The sequence below is a fragment of the Sphingobacterium psychroaquaticum genome (assembly GCF_900177625.1).
Taxonomy (GTDB): Bacteria; Bacteroidota; Bacteroidia; order Sphingobacteriales; family Sphingobacteriaceae; genus Sphingobacterium; species Sphingobacterium psychroaquaticum.
Window position 1 is genome coordinate 172326 of sequence record NZ_FXAU01000001.1, and the last position, 17692, is coordinate 190017.

Annotated in this window: 18 protein-coding genes; 7 read left to right on the forward strand and 11 right to left on the reverse strand. The window is 41.6% G+C overall.

What is annotated here, in order from left to right; translation table 11 throughout:
- The first annotated feature begins 151 nt into the window (after positions 1-151).
- Complete coding sequence (gene murI, locus B9Y69_RS00750; RefSeq protein ID WP_085471944.1) at positions 152-970, forward strand: glutamate racemase; 819 nt, start codon at positions 152-154, stop codon at positions 968-970.
- Between the two features lie 43 nt (positions 971-1013).
- On the opposite strand, the gene B9Y69_RS00755 is transcribed toward murI, so the two are convergent.
- The 5 genes from B9Y69_RS00755 to B9Y69_RS00775 are packed head-to-tail and all read right to left on the reverse strand — an operon-like array spanning position 1014 to position 5915.
- Positions 1014-1778, reverse strand: coding sequence for a TerC family protein (locus B9Y69_RS00755; RefSeq protein WP_085471117.1), 765 nt, complete (start codon positions 1776-1778; stop codon positions 1014-1016).
- A 20-nt stretch (positions 1779-1798) separates the two neighbouring features.
- Positions 1799-2326 (reverse strand): adenine phosphoribosyltransferase, encoded by a 528-nt coding sequence (locus B9Y69_RS00760; RefSeq protein ID WP_085471118.1) that lies wholly within the window; start codon positions 2324-2326, stop codon positions 1799-1801.
- A gap of 9 nt (positions 2327-2335) precedes the next feature.
- Positions 2336-3259 carry a ComEA family DNA-binding protein gene (locus B9Y69_RS00765; protein WP_085471119.1) on the reverse strand — a complete coding sequence of 308 codons (924 nt, stop codon included), beginning with the start codon at positions 3257-3259 and terminating at the stop codon, positions 2336-2338.
- A 20-nt stretch (positions 3260-3279) separates the two neighbouring features.
- A complete protein-coding gene (locus B9Y69_RS00770; RefSeq protein WP_085471120.1) occupies positions 3280-4584 on the reverse strand; it encodes an efflux RND transporter periplasmic adaptor subunit in 1305 nt (434 codons plus the stop codon).
- An 11-nt stretch (positions 4585-4595) separates the two neighbouring features.
- Complete coding sequence (locus B9Y69_RS00775) at positions 4596-5915, reverse strand: TolC family protein (RefSeq protein ID WP_085471121.1); 1320 nt, start codon at positions 5913-5915, stop codon at positions 4596-4598.
- 124 nt (positions 5916-6039) lie between these two features.
- On the opposite strand from B9Y69_RS00775, the gene B9Y69_RS00780 reads away from it, so the two are divergent.
- Entirely contained in the window at positions 6040-6648 is a 609-nt protein-coding gene (locus B9Y69_RS00780; RefSeq protein WP_085471122.1) for a polysaccharide deacetylase family protein, read from the forward strand.
- Here B9Y69_RS00780 and B9Y69_RS00785 read toward each other — a convergent pair.
- From B9Y69_RS00785 to B9Y69_RS00810, 6 genes are read right to left on the reverse strand one after another with little or no spacing between them, the layout of a single operon-like run.
- The gene (locus tag B9Y69_RS00785; protein WP_085471123.1) at positions 6645-7433 is read right to left on the reverse strand and encodes a DUF4249 domain-containing protein; all 789 of its coding nucleotides are present in this window, start codon (positions 7431-7433) and stop codon (positions 6645-6647) included. The two genes, B9Y69_RS00780 and B9Y69_RS00785, sit on opposite strands and share 4 nt — an antisense overlap.
- Before the next feature lie 4 nt (positions 7434-7437).
- The gene (locus B9Y69_RS00790; protein ID WP_085471124.1) at positions 7438-9756 is read right to left on the reverse strand and encodes a TonB-dependent receptor; all 2319 of its coding nucleotides are present in this window, start codon (positions 9754-9756) and stop codon (positions 7438-7440) included.
- A 7-nt stretch (positions 9757-9763) separates the two neighbouring features.
- On the reverse strand, positions 9764-10576 hold the full coding sequence (locus tag B9Y69_RS00795) for an alpha/beta hydrolase (protein WP_085471125.1): 813 nt from the start codon (positions 10574-10576) through the stop codon (positions 9764-9766).
- 13 nt (positions 10577-10589) lie between these two features.
- Complete coding sequence (locus B9Y69_RS00800; RefSeq protein WP_085471126.1) at positions 10590-11507, reverse strand: hypothetical protein; 918 nt, start codon at positions 11505-11507, stop codon at positions 10590-10592.
- Entirely contained in the window at positions 11479-11898 is a 420-nt protein-coding gene (locus B9Y69_RS00805) for a SufE family protein (protein ID WP_085471127.1), read from the reverse strand. The genes B9Y69_RS00800 and B9Y69_RS00805 overlap by 29 nt, the downstream gene beginning before the upstream one ends.
- A 12-nt stretch (positions 11899-11910) precedes the next feature.
- Positions 11911-13152, reverse strand: a complete 1242-nt coding sequence (locus B9Y69_RS00810; RefSeq protein ID WP_317042122.1) for a cysteine desulfurase — start codon at positions 13150-13152, stop codon at positions 11911-11913.
- A 122-nt stretch (positions 13153-13274) separates the two neighbouring features.
- Here B9Y69_RS00810 and B9Y69_RS00815 point away from each other — a divergent pair, with 122 nt between their 5' ends.
- The 5 genes from B9Y69_RS00815 (at position 13275) to B9Y69_RS00835 (ending at position 17689) form a co-directional block, all read left to right on the forward strand.
- Positions 13275-14270: an acyl-ACP desaturase gene (locus B9Y69_RS00815; RefSeq protein ID WP_085471128.1), complete on the forward strand. Its 996-nt coding sequence runs from the start codon at positions 13275-13277 to the stop codon at positions 14268-14270.
- A gap of 75 nt (positions 14271-14345) precedes the next feature.
- Positions 14346-14783 carry a MarR family winged helix-turn-helix transcriptional regulator gene (locus tag B9Y69_RS00820; protein ID WP_085471129.1) on the forward strand — a complete coding sequence of 146 codons (438 nt, stop codon included), beginning with the start codon at positions 14346-14348 and terminating at the stop codon, positions 14781-14783.
- Positions 14784-14858: 75 nt separating this feature from the next.
- Entirely contained in the window at positions 14859-15863 is a 1005-nt protein-coding gene (locus tag B9Y69_RS00825; protein ID WP_085471130.1) for an NAD(P)/FAD-dependent oxidoreductase, read from the forward strand.
- A 1-nt stretch (position 15864) separates the two neighbouring features.
- Positions 15865-16194 (forward strand): 2Fe-2S iron-sulfur cluster-binding protein, encoded by a 330-nt coding sequence (locus B9Y69_RS00830; RefSeq protein WP_085471131.1) that lies wholly within the window; start codon positions 15865-15867, stop codon positions 16192-16194.
- Positions 16195-16369: 175 nt separating this feature from the next.
- A complete protein-coding gene (locus B9Y69_RS00835; RefSeq protein WP_085471132.1) occupies positions 16370-17689 on the forward strand; it encodes an NAD(P)/FAD-dependent oxidoreductase in 1320 nt (439 codons plus the stop codon).
- Positions 17690-17692: the final 3 nt, after the last annotated feature.

The following is a 17692-nucleotide window of genomic DNA, read 5'->3' on the forward strand; positions in this document are numbered from 1 at the left end:
TCCTAGCGACAAGCTTTTGCTTCCTTTTGGCTTCAAAAGGAAGATGCCCCTCCGGCTTGAGGAGTAGTAACATGCCCTGCCGGCATAGCGGCATAATTAAATACGAAACAATTTTCCGATATTTGATTCATCAGAAAAAATGGAGCTTGGTATGGATAGTAAAACTGGACCTATTGGTGTTTTTGATTCAGGATTTGGAGGACTTACGATTTTTCGAGAGATAAAGGATCGACTTCCGGAATATGACTATATCTACTTAGGTGACAATGCCCGTGTCCCTTATGGCACGCGATCATTCGACACTGTTTACCAATTCACAAAAGAATGTGTCTTTAAACTGTTTGACAAAGGTTGTAATTTGGTAATCCTGGCCTGTAATACCGCATCTGCAAAAGCACTTCGGAGCATCCAACAACATGACCTCCCTCCTGGAAAGCGGGTATTGGGCGTTATTCGTCCTACAACAGAATCTATCCAACAATTTACACGGAGCAATGTTGTTGGTATCTTAGCCACGCAAGGAACGGTACTATCCGAATCATACAAAATCGAGATCAATAAATTCCACCCCGAGATTACAGTCGTACAACATGCCTGTCCGATGTGGGTTCCTCTCGTGGAAAACAATGAGATCCACACCCCAGCCGCGGCTTATCTAATTGAGAAAGATATTAAAGCACTGCTTGCCAAACACGATAAGATCGACACTATTGTGCTTGCTTGCACTCACTATCCATTACTGTTACCGGTTATCGAACAGTTTGTACCTCCCAATATCAAAATATTGGCGCAAGGAAAACTTATAGCAGAAAGTTTAGATCATTACCTGGAACGTCACCCCGAAATAGAGTCGTTATGTTCGAAACAAGGAAAAATGGAATTCTACACGACAGATGATGCGCAAGATTTTGAAGAAAAAGCAACCATCTTCTTTAAAGAGAAAATAAAAGCCAAACATATTGCTGTATAAAAAAAGGCTTCCTATATAGGAAGCCTTTTTTCGTTCAATAGGCTTATAGTTTAGCGGCTTTATCTGCCGCTTTTTTTGCGGATCGAATATTAAGCCATTCCACCAATACCGAAAATGCCATCGCAAAATAAATGTATCCTTTCGGAATGTGCTGATCGAAAGCCTCAGCCGTCAACGATACCCCGATCAATAACAAGAACGCCAATGCCAACATCTTAACCGATGGATGGTTGTTCACAAAGTTACTGATAGATTCAGCCGACACCAACATAATCCCTACCGCAACAATGACTGACGCGATCATAACGCCAATCTGATCAACCATACCTACCGCGGTAATGACAGAATCCAGTGAGAATACAATATCAAGAATCAAGATTTGAATAATCACACTCGAGAAAGTAACCACTTTACCGTTTTTAATTGCAGCTTCTGCATGTCCCTCTACTTTATGATGTATTTCAGTTGTTGATTTATAAATCAAGAAAAGTCCCCCAATAAACAAAATGAGATCACGTCCAGAAAGCTCCAGATAACGCGCTACAGCAACGTTTTCAATATCGAACATCTCCCCAAAATTGAACAAAGGAGCGGTCAATCCCATGACCCATTTAATAGAGAACAACAAAGCAACCCGCATAACCAACGCTAACAACAAACCAATTTGTCGCGCTTTCTTTTGTTGCTCCAACGGGAGCTTATTACTTTGAATCGATATAAACACAATATTGTCTATACCTAAAACGATTTCTAAAACTGTCAGAGTTAAAAAAGAAATCCAAATTTGCGGATCAGTAATCCATTCCATATAATATATTAATTAAGTTTTTAATAACGGACTAGAGAAATAATATCTTCACTGAAGCGTGTTAAGCGTCCTTGACTATTCAAGAAATCGAGACTGATAACAAAGGAATATCCGGCGATAGTCCCCCCTAGTTTTTGAATAAGCTTGGAAGCAGCGACGACCGTACCTCCGGTTGCCAAAAGATCATCATGTAGAAGAACTTTAGTTCCTGCTGGGAAAGCGTCCTCATGCACTTCTATGGTCGCTTGACCATATTCCAATTTATAAGATTCTGAAATGGTTTTAAAAGGTAACTTACCTTGTTTACGAATAGGAATAAAAGGAACATTCAATCGATTGGCTAACATCATTCCAAATAGAAAACCTCGACTTTCAATACCAGCAATCACATCTATCTCCATATGCCCCAACCGGTCAACAAATGCATCTACAATTTGGGAACATAAAGCTTGATCCTTTAGTACGGGCGTAATATCTTTAAAAATAATGCCTGGTTGTGGAAAATCAGGAATATCCCGGATAATTTCCTTTAGATGCGCTTCTAGCATAGATTGATTTTAGTTGAAATTTAAATATGGCTCAATTTTACTCAAAAAATCAATATTTAAAGCATAAATATTTTCTAAATCGTCTATCCCGCTAAAATCACCGTGCTGCTCTCGGTATCGTGCAATTAAACGAGCGTTATCCCAGGTAATATAGGGATGTTTCGCCAGTTCCTCCACAGAAGCGCTATTGATTCTTAACTGCTCTAATTCTGTTGCTTCATCAAGCGTCAGAAAGGGCGATATGGAAACAAAAAGCTCTTCCGATATACCATATACTTCACGTAACTGAATAACATCATGAAAACCGCCCAAAGCTTCTCTAAATTTAACAATCCTCCCAGCAAATACACTGCCAATCCCGCGTAATTTGCGAAGCATCGCCGTGTCGGCCTTATTCAAATCAATGGATACCACCGGTGCTTTTATCTTTTCTATTGGATCTTTTTTAGATTGACCTAGGCGATTGCCCACGGCTCTCGATTTAGAAAATTGAAGATAGGGTTCAATTCGGTTGAAAGCCGCACTGGAGATGGAATATATTTTAGCTACATCGTTTTTTGTATAAAAACGACCACCCTTATTTTCATAATTTTTTATAACCGCTATTTGCTTATCAGAAAACCCTAACCTACGCCAGTCAGCCACAGGGAGATCGTTCGGGTCAAAGTAAAAAAGCTCGCCTTTGAGAGGCTGTTCCGGCCGAATGTTGTCACCCCTATCCCAAGTAGTAGCACCTGCCTGATCTTCAGCGCGCGCACTTTCCTCTTTCACTTCAATTAAGTGAATATAGCTTGCGATTTCTTCGGGAGGTTCGGATTTAAGCATCCGATAAAGGAATGGAAAAAACACGATCGCAACCAAGAGAATCAACAAAAAGAGGTAACCTTTGCGTTCGTTTTCAGTTAAATCAAGAAAAGGAAAACGTTTTCGCATGGCAACCTCTTTTTATCCTATTATTTCAGCTCACTGGCCGACACCTTCTTCACCTTGGTACCGTCCTGCAAAATTTTTGATATGGCATTAAATGGTCTTGAAACAACAGATTCACCTTTCTTAAGGCCAGATTTAACAATGATATTTTTATCATCCTGTATCCCTGTTTTCACTTCTGTCATTTTAACCACATCTCCATTCAACACAAATACATACTCTTTAATATCATCATTACTCACCGAATCAGTCTTGTCTTTTGTACGAATTGTTACAGCTTGGATTGGTACCGTTAATCCTTTTTCACTTTTCGTATGAATCTGTACCGTCGCTGATAAGCCAGGTTTAAAAGGAGATGAATTAACATTCTGCTCGTCCAACAAATCTTCGTATGAAGAAACTTCAATACGCACTTTTACATTAAAGTTAGTTACTTGCTCTGCCGTGGTTGCTGTCGTTGCTGCCGATTTAGAAGAGCTGGAGATCTCTGTCACCACACCTTTAAATTTGCGGCCCTGAAAAGCATCTACTTCAATCGTCGCTTCATTTCCCACCTTAACGCGGTTAATATCATTCTCATTTACTTCCACATTAACCTCCATCGTGGACATGTTCGCGATACGCATAATTTCAGTCCCAGCCATCTGTGCTGTTCCTACGACACGTTCTCCCAATTCAATAGAAAGCAAAGAGATAATTCCATCCGATGGTGCGTAGATCGTAGTACGCGACAAACTATTACCCGCCTCTTGAAGCTGTGCTTCAGACTGACTGATTGCATAGCGCGATGCAACTACTTGTTGTCTCTGCGACTCCAGGCTTGCACGCGCACTTTCATAATCCGCACGTGCTTTATCCATTTCTGAGGCAGATATAACACGCTTGCCATAAAGTTCTTGACTTCTTTTGTATGTCGCTTCAATATTAACAAGATTTGCTTCCTGTTGCTTTAAAACCTGCTGTGCTGCGGCATTATTCGCTTTCTGCTGACTAACTTGCGCTGCGGCGCGGTCGTAGCTAGACTGCAAAAGATCGGGCTTCACCCGACAAAGTACTTGTCCTTTTTTAACAACATCACCTTCTTTTACATTCAATTCTATAATCTCTCCAGAAACCTCGGAGCTCAATTTCACTTCAAATTCCGGTTTCACTTTTCCACTCGCCGAAACAAGTTCAAAAACCGTTTGTTCCTTGACCTCATCTACTGCAACCTTCTGCTCTGCACCATCACCAAACCAGCCCAATTTGCTGCCTGCTATAACAAGCGCTAAAAGCACTACTGCGCCTATAACTAATATTTTGGGAAGATTTTTCTTTTTCTTTGCCATTTAATATCTAATTAGAATGTAATTTGATTTCCTGTATAATAATCGATCACCTTGCCTCTGAACACCATTTCGTACTTCCGACGGATTACGTCGAATTCCGCTTTGTTCATATTCGTCTGTGCCGTAAATAATTCGATGGAGTTGGCCATCCCCACATTATAGCGTTCCCGTAAAGCCTCAAAAGCAACCTGCGATGCCTGATGCGCCACCTGCGAAGTTAAATACTGTTTATTCGCGGAACGTAAATCTAAAATAGCCTGCGCAATAGTCTTCTGTAGATTTCTCTTTTCAAGAGACTCGCTATTTTCAGCTTGTAGGTAATTGATTTTTGCCTTGCTAATCGCAATCTTTGTTCGGTTGTTATTGAAAATAGGCATCTCTAAACTAATGCCGCCGCGGAAAGATTTATTGTCGTTAAACTGATCCCAGAATGGTGCCTTAAGGTTCGTCACAAGATCCTTAGCTTGCGATGAATAGTTGGTTCCATAACCCCCGGACAAGCTTATCGTCGGATAATAACCACCCTTTGCGATATCAATATTTTTGAGGGCAAGCTCCTTGCTTTGTCCTGCTTTTTTAATCCCTGGTTGCGTGTTCAATGCATCCGCAAAGACTTGCTCAAAAGTAATACCCGCATAATCCCCCATCAAGGCATCGATATCCGGCTTCACGATTGAAAATTTCGTATCCGGTGACACTTCCATCAGTTGTTTTAATGCTAAAAGCGACAGCTCATACGCATTTTCCGATGTCATGATATTTAAATCATCCATCGCCACTTGATTTTTTGCTTGCGCTAAATCAGCAATCGTCTTATTCCCGACATTAAACTGAATACTATCCTGACGGAGCTGCTCACGGGATAATTTGATCTGCCCTAACGCTGCTTCGTGCAACTCTTTGTTGGTGATTGCCTCCAGGTAGTTCGTTACCACAGACAAAATAAGATCATTCTTTACTTTATCTACCTCGGTTGCATCTATAGCAAGCTGTACTTTATTAGCACGAATTTGATTCACTTTCTGAAAGCCCTGGAACAATACAACACTGGATGATAAGCGCGCACTAGCACTACTGGTCCAATCGTTACCCCGAATAAGCTGCCCCGAAGTTTGGTCAAATGTTAGACCGTAGTTATAACTGTTATCCACACCAAACGATAAATTCGGATACAGATTCGATTTCGCCTGGCGGAGATCCTGTTCGCTAAGTTGATAGCCAAACTGCGCCTGCTTGATCTGTAAGTTACGCGCCAAGGTCTGCTGAATCGCTTCTTGCAAGGTGATTTGCTCTTGTGCAAAACCCGAAGAAAACAACCCTAACAAACACATTACCAAAGATATAGTGAATATTGAAATATTTAGAATACGCCTATAAAGAGATCTTTTTATTACCATTTCTTAATTTAAGGATAAATGATTCCTAAATTTGGCATAAAAAATTGATATTGTCAACATGTATTTAATTAATGCTCCTTTTTTTTTAAGATGGTACTACGCCAAAGTAACGTTTAACCGACCCCGGAGCGAGAAGAAAATATATCTAACATTCGATGACGGTCCAATCCCGGAAATTACCCCCTTTATCTTGGATACACTAAAGGAACATGGCGTCCCCGGCACCTTCTTCTGTGTAGGCAACAATATCGATAAACACCCTGCGCTTTTTGCCCGACTGCTATCCGAAGGGCATACGATAGGAAACCATACCTACAACCACCTTAAAGGCTGGGAAACGGACGATGAGGTTTACTTAGACAATATAGCACGGTGTCAAGAACGTACCCAAACCAATCTATTTCGCCCGCCCTATGCACGTGCAAAAAAGAGTCAACTTCGTCCCCTCTATGACAACTATGAAATCGTGTATTGGGACGTACTGTCAGGAGATTTCGATGAGTCTATCAGTCCGGAGAAATGTTATGAAAACGTCATTCGTTATACCAAGAATGGCTCTATCATTGTCTTTCACGACAATGTTAAAGCCATTCCACGCCTTACGTATGCTTTGCCCCGCGTCATCTCCTATTTCAAAGAAAAAGGATATGCTTTCGGCACGCTCTAAGGTAATTCAACTTTTAACGTATATTCTTTTCCCGAGGCCACTGAAAAGTAACCCAAGGCCTTATTGGAAATATTTGACGTCGGATTTCCCGGCGCAGCAGTTCCAGGGTTCGTCATCTGGAATTCATTCCAATACTTATAAACCGCCTTATCTACACAATAGCGTCGTACCACAATATCATCGCCAACAGTCAGATCGTTTTCACTATCTGCGATCTGATGGGTTACATAAAGACCATCATCAAATTTATCGCTTAAAGCAGAGGCAAATTCCATTCCTTTACCGTTGATAGAGACGTCATATTTGTAATAGTTAGCAACATCTTTGGGATCGTTAAATTTGAACGTTGCAAAATAGTAAGGATCGCCAAATATACTCTCCTCCACTACGCCCACCGAATCCACATCGACATACGAAGGCATCGTACATTGCGACTCATACACAGATGCTCCAATCCGTACCGTTAGGTTATACGTACGATTAGCGACAGGTAGAAAGTTCCGATGCACATAGTTCCCATTATCGGTATACGTAAAATCATACACCCGCCCATTGCCATCGCGCACGCTCACGATTGCATCACTTACAGGTTTGGAGTTTTGCTCCGCCGTAAATGGCACTGTTTGCGAAATACGGATCCGCTGCATCCGATCTAAATCCGACAATTGTGCTTCGATGACAAAACGTGCATCGCCTTCGTTCAAGTCAATATCTATTTTGTCCTCACAAGAAGTGAGCAAGACAAAGCACAACACACTATATAGAAAGTATCTTAGATTCTTCATGTTCTTAGAATTTAAAATTCCAGGTTACCGATGGAATAGCGCCAAAAAGGGCTACCCGGTAGGCCTCTGTAATGTTCTTATTCGATTCGTTCTCTCTAAAGTCTATGATATAGGCATTTTTTCTATTGTATGCATTGTAAACACCAAAAGACCAACTCGATTTAAATCGTTTGTTTTCCTTATTTGGTTCATATGTCGCGGAGAGATCCAAGCGGTGATAATTAGGCATACGATAACCATTTCGTTCCGTGTAATAGAACATTGTTTTACCGTCCATCTCATATTTACCACTCGGGAAAGTTACCGCATTTCCGGTATTGAATACGAAAGTTGCACCCAATGTCCATTTTTTTGACAGCTCATAAATACCCACGACAGAAATATCATGCACCCTATCCTGACGGGCACGGAACCAGTTACCATCGTTTATGCCATCAAACTTACGTTCGCTTTTGGATAAGGTATAACTAATCCATCCGGTAAACCGACCTGTATTTTTACGCAAATACCATTCCGCACCATAAGCCCGCCCAATACCAAACAAGAGATCGCCTTCAAAGAATTTATTGGCCTGCAAATCGGCTCCATTTTTAAAATCGATCTGGTTATCCATAGCCTTGTAATAGGCTTCCACGGAAAACTCATAGTCGTTATTCTTAAAATTCCGAAAATATCCTAAAGCCACCTGATTGGCAATTTGTGGTTTGATATTCAGACTGCTCACCACATATTGATCCGTAGGTAAGCTGGATGTTGTGTTCGTCAGCTGATGTAAATTTTGAGCCATCCGGTTAAAGGATGCTTTGATGCTACTTTTCTTGTTTAACAAGAAACTCGCTGAAAAACGGGGTTCCAACTGGAAATAGTGCTTTACAATCTTCGAACCATAATATTGCTCACTAATGGGCTCCCCATCACCATCAAACTCATAAAAACTACCTGGCCCCATGACCATAAAATCTGTTGCACGCAAGCCATAGATCATCGAAAGACGATCGGAAGGTTTCCATTCGTGCGACACATACCCAGCAACCTCCACTCCTTGTCGAGATCCTACATCTAGATCGTTAACTGTAGATCCTTCGCCCGCTTTTATTCGTGCAGGATGAATGGATTGTTGCAACCCCTGCACCCCAAAACGTAAAGTGCTGGTCGGAGAGCTATAGAATGAAAAATCTTGTTTTACATTCCAGTTTCTAATTTTTGATGCAATCTTAAAATCAGAGTTATCACTATTGACCATCACATTATAGGCGAAGTCACTGTAGATAAATGTGGTATTGCTGAACAAACGATCATTCAGGATATGATTCCAACGTACCGTTGCTGTGGCATTTCCCCAATCAAAACTAAATAAATCGGAATAACCCAGATCATCCTTCCCGAAGTAACCGGATAGATACAAGGTATTCTTTTCATCAAACTTATAGTTTACTTTGGCATTAAGGTCGTAAAAATAAAGCTTGCTCTTATTTACATCAGGGTCTTTGGAGAGCTTTAAAAACATATCCGCATAGGTTCTTCTACCGCTCAACATAAAGGAACTTTTGTCTTTAACAAGCGGGCCTTCTACTTTGAGGCGAGAAGCGATCAATCCCACACCACCTTCCGCGGTAAATTTCTTTTTGTTCCCGTCCAGCATAGCAATATCCAAAACCGAAGAAACCCGTCCACCAAAATGAGCCGGAATACCTCCTTTGTACAGCTGAACATCTTTAATCGCATCTGAATTAAATGTAGAAAAGAAACCCATCAAGTGCGAAGCATTGTAGACCGTGGCTTCATCCAGTAAGATTAAGTTTTGATCACCACCACCACCACGTACGTAGAAATTAGAAGATCCTTCACCTCCACTTTGCACACCGGGTAAAAGTTGGATAGTCTTCAAAAGATCTTTTTCACCAAACACAACCGGAATATTCTTTACCTCCTCCATCGTGAAATTCATGGCGCCCATTTGTGCGTTGGTGACATTTCCATCTCGCTTTTTTGCGGAGACCACGACTTCATCCAAGAGGTTATCGACTGCTCTTAACTCGATATCCATCCGTTTACTCGCTGTTAAAGCAAGCTCCACTACCTTACTCTCATACCCCACGTAACTTACGATCGCCCGGTAGGTCCCCGGCTGTGTAGACAGTGAATAAAAACCATAGTTATTTGTGCTGGTCGCCAGCTCAGTTTTTTCTAAAGCAACCAAAGCGCCAATTAGTGTCTCACCACTACCGGCGTCGCGGACTACACCACTAAAAGTAACCTTCTGTTGCGCAAAACTACTCATCCCCACCATCAGCAGGACAAACAAAGAAACAATTCTAAACATCGGTCAATTATTTAGCAGCAGGCTTTTCTTGGAAACATTGATTAAAAAATGCCATTTGGAAATCAATCGATTTAGACCAATAGTTCCAATCGTGCTTTCCAGGCATTGTTAAGTAGTCATGTGCGACATTCATATAGGTTAATTTCTCATGCAGTGCATTGTTTACTCCGAAGAAAAAATCTTCCGTTCCGCAATCAATAAAAAGCTTGAGATTTCCTGGACGTATTTGATGGATAAGCTCAATTACCGTATGTTCATTCCAGGCCGTCTGGTTGTCATGGTATTCGCCTATTCTTTTTTTGATGCTCCAATTATTTGGAAAAGGACGAATATCGACCCCTCCCGACGTACTGCCTGCATTGGCAAACACATCTTGATGGCGAATCGCTAAATACAACGCACCATGTCCGCCCATACTGAGTCCCGTAATTCCTCGTTTTGTACGATCAGCCGGTGCACCATACTGCTGTTCGATATATGAAACCAATTCTTTCGACACAAATGTTTCATAACGATCGCCCGTTCCCTCAATATCCCAATACCAACTATCGTAACCACCATCCGGACAAACGATCAGGTATTCATTTTGATCTACCCAATTTTTAATCTGCGGGGTTTTATTAACCCAATTTCCATAATTGCCCGAATAACCATGCAATAAATACAAAGTTGCTTTCGGCGTTCCCTTTTCTGGGGAAACAACAACAGTTTTAACTTTTTTCTTCATCGACGCACTGTAGACCTCGACTGTATCAACTTTAGCGGCATACACGGAACTGATGCCCAGTAGAAAAATGATTGCGGTTAATAATCTGCTCATTACGATATATAAATTAATCTATAGAATTAATGGAATAGCGATAAAGATAGGAATCTAATCCTAACGGTCGCTCACTTATTGTATAAAAAACAGAACCATCTTGATCAAAACAAATAGCCTCACCCTGAGGTTCAGGTTGGTATGGTAATTTTATTGGTTTTTGTTGCAGGGTCAAGACCACGGACACACCCAAATTTCGTTCCCATAAAAATACTTCCGTTAGGTTTTTTACGAGAATCCAACGTCCATCATCCGAGATATCAGCCGACGTAATAAAAGTAAAGGGAAGATTTGTCTTAGGTTCTAACAGGATTGATTCTGAAGGCGATTGCATGATATTTACCGCATACAGACCGACCTTAAAATCGCGTTTGCTGATCAGGTAACAGGTCAGGCTTTGTGGATCCACAAAAATAGCTTCGGCATCTCTTGGTTTATCGGGATATCGCATCCGCAGCGTTCGTACCTTTTCTTTCGGGATATGTACGTCCTTTAAGCCGGCATGCCAATCTGGTTCTTCAAAAATATAGAGCTGTACTTCGTTTCTCACGGCCAGATTGTCACCGATATCAGCCACGACGAGGTAAGAACGCCCCTCCCATTTAAATTTGGCGATATCCTCTATATCTACCGCTTTGATGCCAGACAACCAATATGTGGTTTCAAGTGCCGCTTTATTATCGATTAGAAAAATCCGGGCACTGTCGCCGCTGTCATTATGCGTCCAAAATTTATTAGGATACTTATTGGATTGAATTAATCCCGACAACTCACCCAACGCACTATCTTTAACCTTCCCCAGGGTTTCCCGCGGGACAGTTTGTGCCGATACGGTCGATGCACAGACAAAGGTCTGAAGAAGTAAGAAGAAGAAAAAAGAGGTCGCCTGGCGACTGCAACGATTAAGATGCAGCCTGCAACGCGATAGCATAGAGCTTCATTTGCTTAACCATCGACAATAGACCATTAGCTCGCGTCGGAGAAAGATGCTCCTTTAACCCGATTTGATCGATAAAATACAGATCTGCTTTGGCAATATCTTGTGGTGTTTGTCCCGAAAGCACCTTCACCATCAGACTAACCAAACCTTTTGTTATAATCGCATCACTATCTGCGGTAAAATAGATTTTACCATCTTTCAGCTCTGGAAACAACCACACCTTTGACTGACAACCTTTAATAATATACTCTTCTGTTTTATATTGCTCCTCAATCAAAGGAACTTCTTTACCGAGCTGGATGATATATTCATACTTTTCCATCCAATCTTGATAAAAAGCAAAATCTTCTATCAGCTCGTCTTGTATTTCGTTTATCTGCATGTTCTAATAACGTTATAAAAGCATTTTTAATGCTCTCTTCAACCCTTCTACTAAAGTATCGACCTCGGCTTTGGTATTGTACATCGCCAACGACATACGGACCGTTCCTGGAATACCAAATCGCTCCATCACGGGCTGCGCACAATGATGCCCTGTACGCACGGCAATACCCAACTTATCTAAGATAACGCCAATATCGTAAGGGTGGGTACCATCCACCACAAAAGAAATAACAGAAGACTTCTGTGCGGCTGTACCAATGAAACGCACCCCCTCGACCTGAGACAGCTCTGCGGTTGCATACGCCAAAAGTTCATCTTCATACGCTTTAATTTGCTCCAGGCCCAACTCGTTTAGGTAATCTATGGCTTCTCCTAAACAAATACCAGCTTCGATATTCGGTGTTCCAGCTTCAAATTTAAAAGGGAGTTCATTGTACGTTGTCTTCTCAAAGCTCACTTCCTTAATCATATCCCCTCCACCTTGATAAGGTGGCATTGCGTTTAAAAGAGCCTCTTTACCGTAAAGCACTCCGACCCCTGTCGGACCATACATCTTATGCCCCGAGAATACCAAAAAGTCTACATCGAGAGCCTGCACATCAACGGCCATGTGTTGCACAGCCTGTGCCGCATCCAACAATACGGGAACCTGATGTTCATGCGCAATATCGATCATCTCTTTAACCGGATTAATCGTACCTAATGCATTGGAAACATAAGTAAAGGTGGCTATTTTGGTTTTTGATGAGAATAAAGATTTGTACACATCAAGATCAAGCTCTCCACGATCGTTCATCGGAATAACTTTTAAAACGCATCCCTTTTCATCACACAACATTTGCCAAGGCACAATATTCGAGTGATGCTCCATCGCCGAAACAATAATTTCATCACCTTCACCGATAAATTTACGTCCATAGCAGGTTGCAACCATATTGATCGATTCCGTCGTGCCTTTGGTTATAATAACCTCATGCTCGTGTTCCGCATGGATAAAAGCCTGCAATTTACGGCGGGTAACCTCAAAGGCATCCGTTGAAATTTGACTTAAATAATGCACGCCACGATGCACATTACTGTTCATTTGTTCATAATAATGCGCGACGGCATCAATCACCTGCTTAGGTTTTTGTGTCGTTGCGCCATTATCAAAATAAACAAGCGGCTTACCGTTCACCTCCCGCTGTAAAATCGGGAAATCGGCACGTATTTTTTCTATATTGATAGCTTTCAAAATCTCCTTTGTATTCATGATGAAAGACAAAGTTACTATAATAAGAAAAAAAACAGGTCAATACCATGTATTCTTTTTGTAAAGAGAAGAAAAATTAATCCGCACTACTTTCCTTCAATTTGGTTACCTTTGTTATTGATATGCAAGATTTACCATTAAATATACCCGAAGGATCGAGGAAAGAGGTTATGACTTATTTGGAGCCCTTCATGCTCAACGAAATGAGTGAATACCTTAAACCTGTGGAGGAGATGTGGCAACCGGCAGATTTTCTACCTGATTCTTCGCGCGACACTTTTTTTGAAGAGGTACGGGATTTACAGGAAAGTGCAAAAGAGCTCCCTTATGATCTTGTCGCGGTTTTAATTGGTGATACGATAACAGAAGAAGCACTTCCAACCTACGAATCGTGGCTTACAATGGTAGAGGACGTGGAGAAAAACGAACAAGGTGGGTGGATGAAATGGGTACGCGCCTGGACGGCCGAAGAAAACCGACATGGCGACTTGCTCAACAAATACCTTTATTTATCGGGACGTATTGATATGCGTCAGTTTGAAATGTCGACGCAATACCTCATCCAAGATGGTTTTGATATCGGAACGGGCGCCGATCCTTACCGGAATTTTATTTACACCTCCTTTCAAGAGATCGCAACCAACGTATCGCATAGACGTGTGGCTGGTATATCGAAAAAATCTGGCGATAAATTACTCGCCAAAATGTGCGGTGTAATTGCGGCCGATGAAGCGAGACATGCTAAGGCATACATGTCTTTCATCTCACATGCAATGGTCGTTGACCCGAGTGAAGTCATGTTGGCTTTTGAAGATATGATGCGCAAAAAAATCGTTATGCCCGCCCATTTCCTACGCGAAGCAGGAGAACCTCAAGGCGAAGCTTTTGCACACTTTTCAGATGCAGCACAGCGCCTAGAGGTATACACAGCCTTAGATTATGTCGATATACTCAAAGAACTGAATGATGCCTGGAAAATTGACCAGGTGACAGGTCTGAATGAGAAAGGTGAAAAAGCACGGGATTATCTCATGAAGTTACCAGATCGTTTAACCCGATTGGCTGAACGCATAAAAATCCCTGAAATGCAGTATAAATTCAAATGGATATACGGATAAAAGCTTGAGATTACTCAAGCTTTTTTTGTTTCCTCATATTTTCTCCTTAAATTAGTTGTCACACTAATATTTGTTATGCTAATAGAGAAATTTAGCCAATACTCTTTTATTTTAGACCGTACAGCACGTAAGGTAAAACAATATGCGCAAGCCACCTTTACGCAACAAGATTTTGATATAACGATCGACCAATGGGCCGTCATAAAGATTCTATACAATGCGGATCCCATGACACAAAAGGAGCTATCAGAGGAGTCGAGCAAGGATCAACCCACGCTTACTCGCATCATTGATCTGCTTATTAAAAAAAATCTTGTACGCCGAATAGAACATCCTACCGACCGCCGTTGTTTACTACTACAGTTAACAACCGAAGGGAAAGCAAAAGTAGAACAATTAAGTCCGGCTGTTGCGTCCATCCGAATGAAGGCATGGGAAAATCTTTCCGAAGAAGATTTCGCCCACTTCACACGTATTTTGAACACCATACATCAGAATTTGGACAAAGGGTAAAGGAGTAAAGAGAGTTAAGGGGTTAAAACGGCAAAGGACAATGAAATCACATACAATACATAAATTAAAATACATATGATAACAACAGATATATGCATTATTGGAGCTGGTCCTGTAGGATTGTTCGCGGTTTTCGAAGCAGGTTTACTGAAAATGAGATGCCATCTGATTGATGTTCTTCCTCAGGTTGGCGGCCAGCTTTCCGAGATATATCCGCACAAACCCATATATGATATCCCGGGTTACCCAACAATTAAAGCACAGGAATTAATTACCAATCAGATGGAACAGATAGCTCCTTTCGAGCCTACCTTTACATTGGGAGAGCGTGTCGAGGAACTGATTAAACAAGCCGATGGCTCCTACCATGTTATTGGATCAGACGGCACAGTAATTCACTGTCAGGTAGTCGTTATTGCAGGAGGCCTGGGGTGTTTCGAACCTCGCAAGCCTGAACTCGCAAATCTAGCGCATTTTGAAGGTAAAAATGTGCACTATATGGTTAAGGATCCGGAACAATTTCGGGATAAAAAGATTGTTATCGCCGGTGGTGGAGACTCCGCACTCGATTGGACAGTTTTCTTAGCTGATATTGCTAAAGAGGTTACCCTCGTGCATCGCAGTGACTCCTTCCGAGGAGCGCCAGACTCCGCTGAAAAAGTATACAACATGGCACAAGAAGGAAAAGTAAACTTACTCTTGTCGCACAACCTTGTTTCCTTAAATGGAAATGGCAAACTAGAGAGCATTTCTTTAACAAACAAACAAAAGGAAGAGCTCACTGTCCCGACCGAGCATTTTATTCCTCTTTATGGATTAAGTCCCAAACTCGGACCCATTGCCAACTGGGGCCTAAATATTGACAAAAATGCTATCGTGGTGGACACCTTTGATTACTCCACCAATGTGGAGCGTATTTTTGCGATTGGCGACATCAATACATACCCCGGTAAACTTAAGCTAATCCTGTGTGGATACCATGAGGCTGCGCTTATGTGTCAAAGTGCATTTAAGTATGTTTATCCGGATCAGAAACTAAGTTTTAAGTATACCACCGTAAATGGCATCAACGCTTTCTAACATGGAAAATATCATAACAATATCGGTGGAGGACCGAGATGGAACGGTGCAGGAAATTGAAGTTCCAACAGACATCAATCTAAGCTTGATGGAGCTCTTAAAAGCTTCAGAGTATGAGGTTTTAGCCACTTGTGGTGGAATGGCATTATGTGCAACCTGCCACGTACAAGTCGTATCAGGAGGCGATCACCTCCACCCTGCTGAAGATCAAGAACTCGACATGTTGGACACCTTACCTGACGCTGATGACGATAGCAGACTGGCGTGTCAGTTACGATTAACAAATGACGATAATGGTCTTTATGTAAAAATTAAAGGAGCTTTACAATAAGGTAACGAATAATGTGTACACCTTACACTAAGTTTTTGTACTTTTGCAATAAAAGGTTGATAATCTTGCCAACTGCTCAACACATCAGCTAAAAGCAAGATAGCGAACAGGTTAAATATCTTAATTATTAAGGTATTCGCAATTACACCTTTAAACTGGACAAAATTAGTTTATCATGTTATTAGATCGTTCTGAACGAAACTTCCCAAGAGTTATTATTATTGGCGGCGGCTTTGGTGGTGTAGAAGCCGCACGACAATTTAAGGATAAAGAGGTGGAAGTGTTGCTTATTGACCGCAACAACTTCCACACTTTTCAACCCCTAATGTATCAAGTAGCCACAGGAACACTTGCCGCCGATGCCATATCCTTTCCTTTGCGCAAGATGTTCAAGGCGCAAGACAATTTCCGCTTTCGTATGGCCGAGGTACAAAAAATTGACCAAGCGAACAAAATCGTAAAAACATCAGTCGGCGACTATGATTACGACTATTTGATCTTGGCAACTGGCGCAACCTCAAACTTCTTTGGCAACCAAGGTATAGCCAAGTATGCTTTGCCAATGAAAAGTATTAAAGAGGCATTGAATATACGCAGTTATGTCCTTCAAAACCTCGAAGAGGCCGTTCTTCATGAAAGCCACCACGAACGTGAGAGGTACTTAAACTTTGTCGTTGTTGGCGGTGGCCCAACGGGTGTAGAACTTTCCGGTGCTATAGCTGAAATCCAACTTCACATTTTGAAAAAAGATTATCCGGAACTTGCGCCACATGAAATGAAGGTATACCTGATTGAGGGAACAGGAAAAATTTTGGGGGCTCTATCCGAAAAATCATCACAAAATGCAGAACGCTACCTGAAAGAATTGGGCGTTCAAATCATGTTGAATACACAGGTTACCGATTATGATGGCAATACGATCAGCTTCTCCGATGGACAGACGATCGCGACGAAAACGGTTATTTGGGGCGCTGGTGTTATGGGGCAATTCCCAGAAGGAATCTCTCCAGAAATTGTACAGCGTGGAAACCGCATCCAAACGGATGGTCAATGTCGCGTAGAAAATATGGAGGCGGTATATGCCATTGGTGACGTTGCGGCCATGATAACAGAAAATACACCGCGAGGACTACCTGGGGTTGCTCCAGCGGCACAACAACAAGGCGCTTATGTTGCGAAACACATTCTAGCACGCATGAATGACCAGAGTATTGCCGACTTCAAATACTTTGATAAAGGATCGATGGCGACCGTAGGTCGTAACCGCGCTGTAGTTGACATGGGCAATTTCCATATGAAAGGCTTTTTAGCATGGTTAACATGGATGTTTGTCCATTTAGTTTCTATCTTTGGATTTAGAAATAAGTTAGTAACTTTTGTAAACTGGAGTATTAAATTTTTCACTAAAAACAGTGGTATTCGTTTGATTATTGACAAATACCAACGGCCAGCACCTGCAAAAGCAAAAGAAGAGAAAGAATTCGAATTTCATTAAAAA

Coding starts and splice junctions, on each gene's coding strand:
- murI (WP_085471944.1), top strand. CDS start 152: ATGGATAGTAAAACTGGACCTATTGGTGTTTTTGATTCAGGATTTGGA.
- B9Y69_RS00755 (WP_085471117.1), bottom strand. CDS start 1,778: ATGGAATGGATTACTGATCCGCAAATTTGGATTTCTTTTTTAACTCTG.
- B9Y69_RS00760 (WP_085471118.1), bottom strand. CDS start 2,326: ATGCTAGAAGCGCATCTAAAGGAAATTATCCGGGATATTCCTGATTTT.
- B9Y69_RS00765 (WP_085471119.1), bottom strand. CDS start 3,259: ATGCGAAAACGTTTTCCTTTTCTTGATTTAACTGAAAACGAACGCAAA.
- B9Y69_RS00770 (WP_085471120.1), bottom strand. CDS start 4,584: ATGGCAAAGAAAAAGAAAAATCTTCCCAAAATATTAGTTATAGGCGCA.
- B9Y69_RS00775 (WP_085471121.1), bottom strand. CDS start 5,915: ATGTGTTTGTTAGGGTTGTTTTCTTCGGGTTTTGCACAAGAGCAAATC.
- B9Y69_RS00780 (WP_085471122.1), top strand. CDS start 6,040: ATGTATTTAATTAATGCTCCTTTTTTTTTAAGATGGTACTACGCCAAA.
- B9Y69_RS00785 (WP_085471123.1), bottom strand. CDS start 7,433: ATGAAGAATCTAAGATACTTTCTATATAGTGTGTTGTGCTTTGTCTTG.
- B9Y69_RS00790 (WP_085471124.1), bottom strand. CDS start 9,756: ATGTTTAGAATTGTTTCTTTGTTTGTCCTGCTGATGGTGGGGATGAGT.
- B9Y69_RS00795 (WP_085471125.1), bottom strand. CDS start 10,576: ATGAGCAGATTATTAACCGCAATCATTTTTCTACTGGGCATCAGTTCC.
- B9Y69_RS00800 (WP_085471126.1), bottom strand. CDS start 11,507: ATGCTATCGCGTTGCAGGCTGCATCTTAATCGTTGCAGTCGCCAGGCG.
- B9Y69_RS00805 (WP_085471127.1), bottom strand. CDS start 11,898: ATGCAGATAAACGAAATACAAGACGAGCTGATAGAAGATTTTGCTTTT.
- B9Y69_RS00810 (WP_317042122.1), bottom strand. CDS start 13,152: ATGAATACAAAGGAGATTTTGAAAGCTATCAATATAGAAAAAATACGT.
- B9Y69_RS00815 (WP_085471128.1), top strand. CDS start 13,275: ATGCAAGATTTACCATTAAATATACCCGAAGGATCGAGGAAAGAGGTT.
- B9Y69_RS00820 (WP_085471129.1), top strand. CDS start 14,346: ATGCTAATAGAGAAATTTAGCCAATACTCTTTTATTTTAGACCGTACA.
- B9Y69_RS00825 (WP_085471130.1), top strand. CDS start 14,859: ATGATAACAACAGATATATGCATTATTGGAGCTGGTCCTGTAGGATTG.
- B9Y69_RS00830 (WP_085471131.1), top strand. CDS start 15,865: ATGGAAAATATCATAACAATATCGGTGGAGGACCGAGATGGAACGGTG.
- B9Y69_RS00835 (WP_085471132.1), top strand. CDS start 16,370: ATGTTATTAGATCGTTCTGAACGAAACTTCCCAAGAGTTATTATTATT.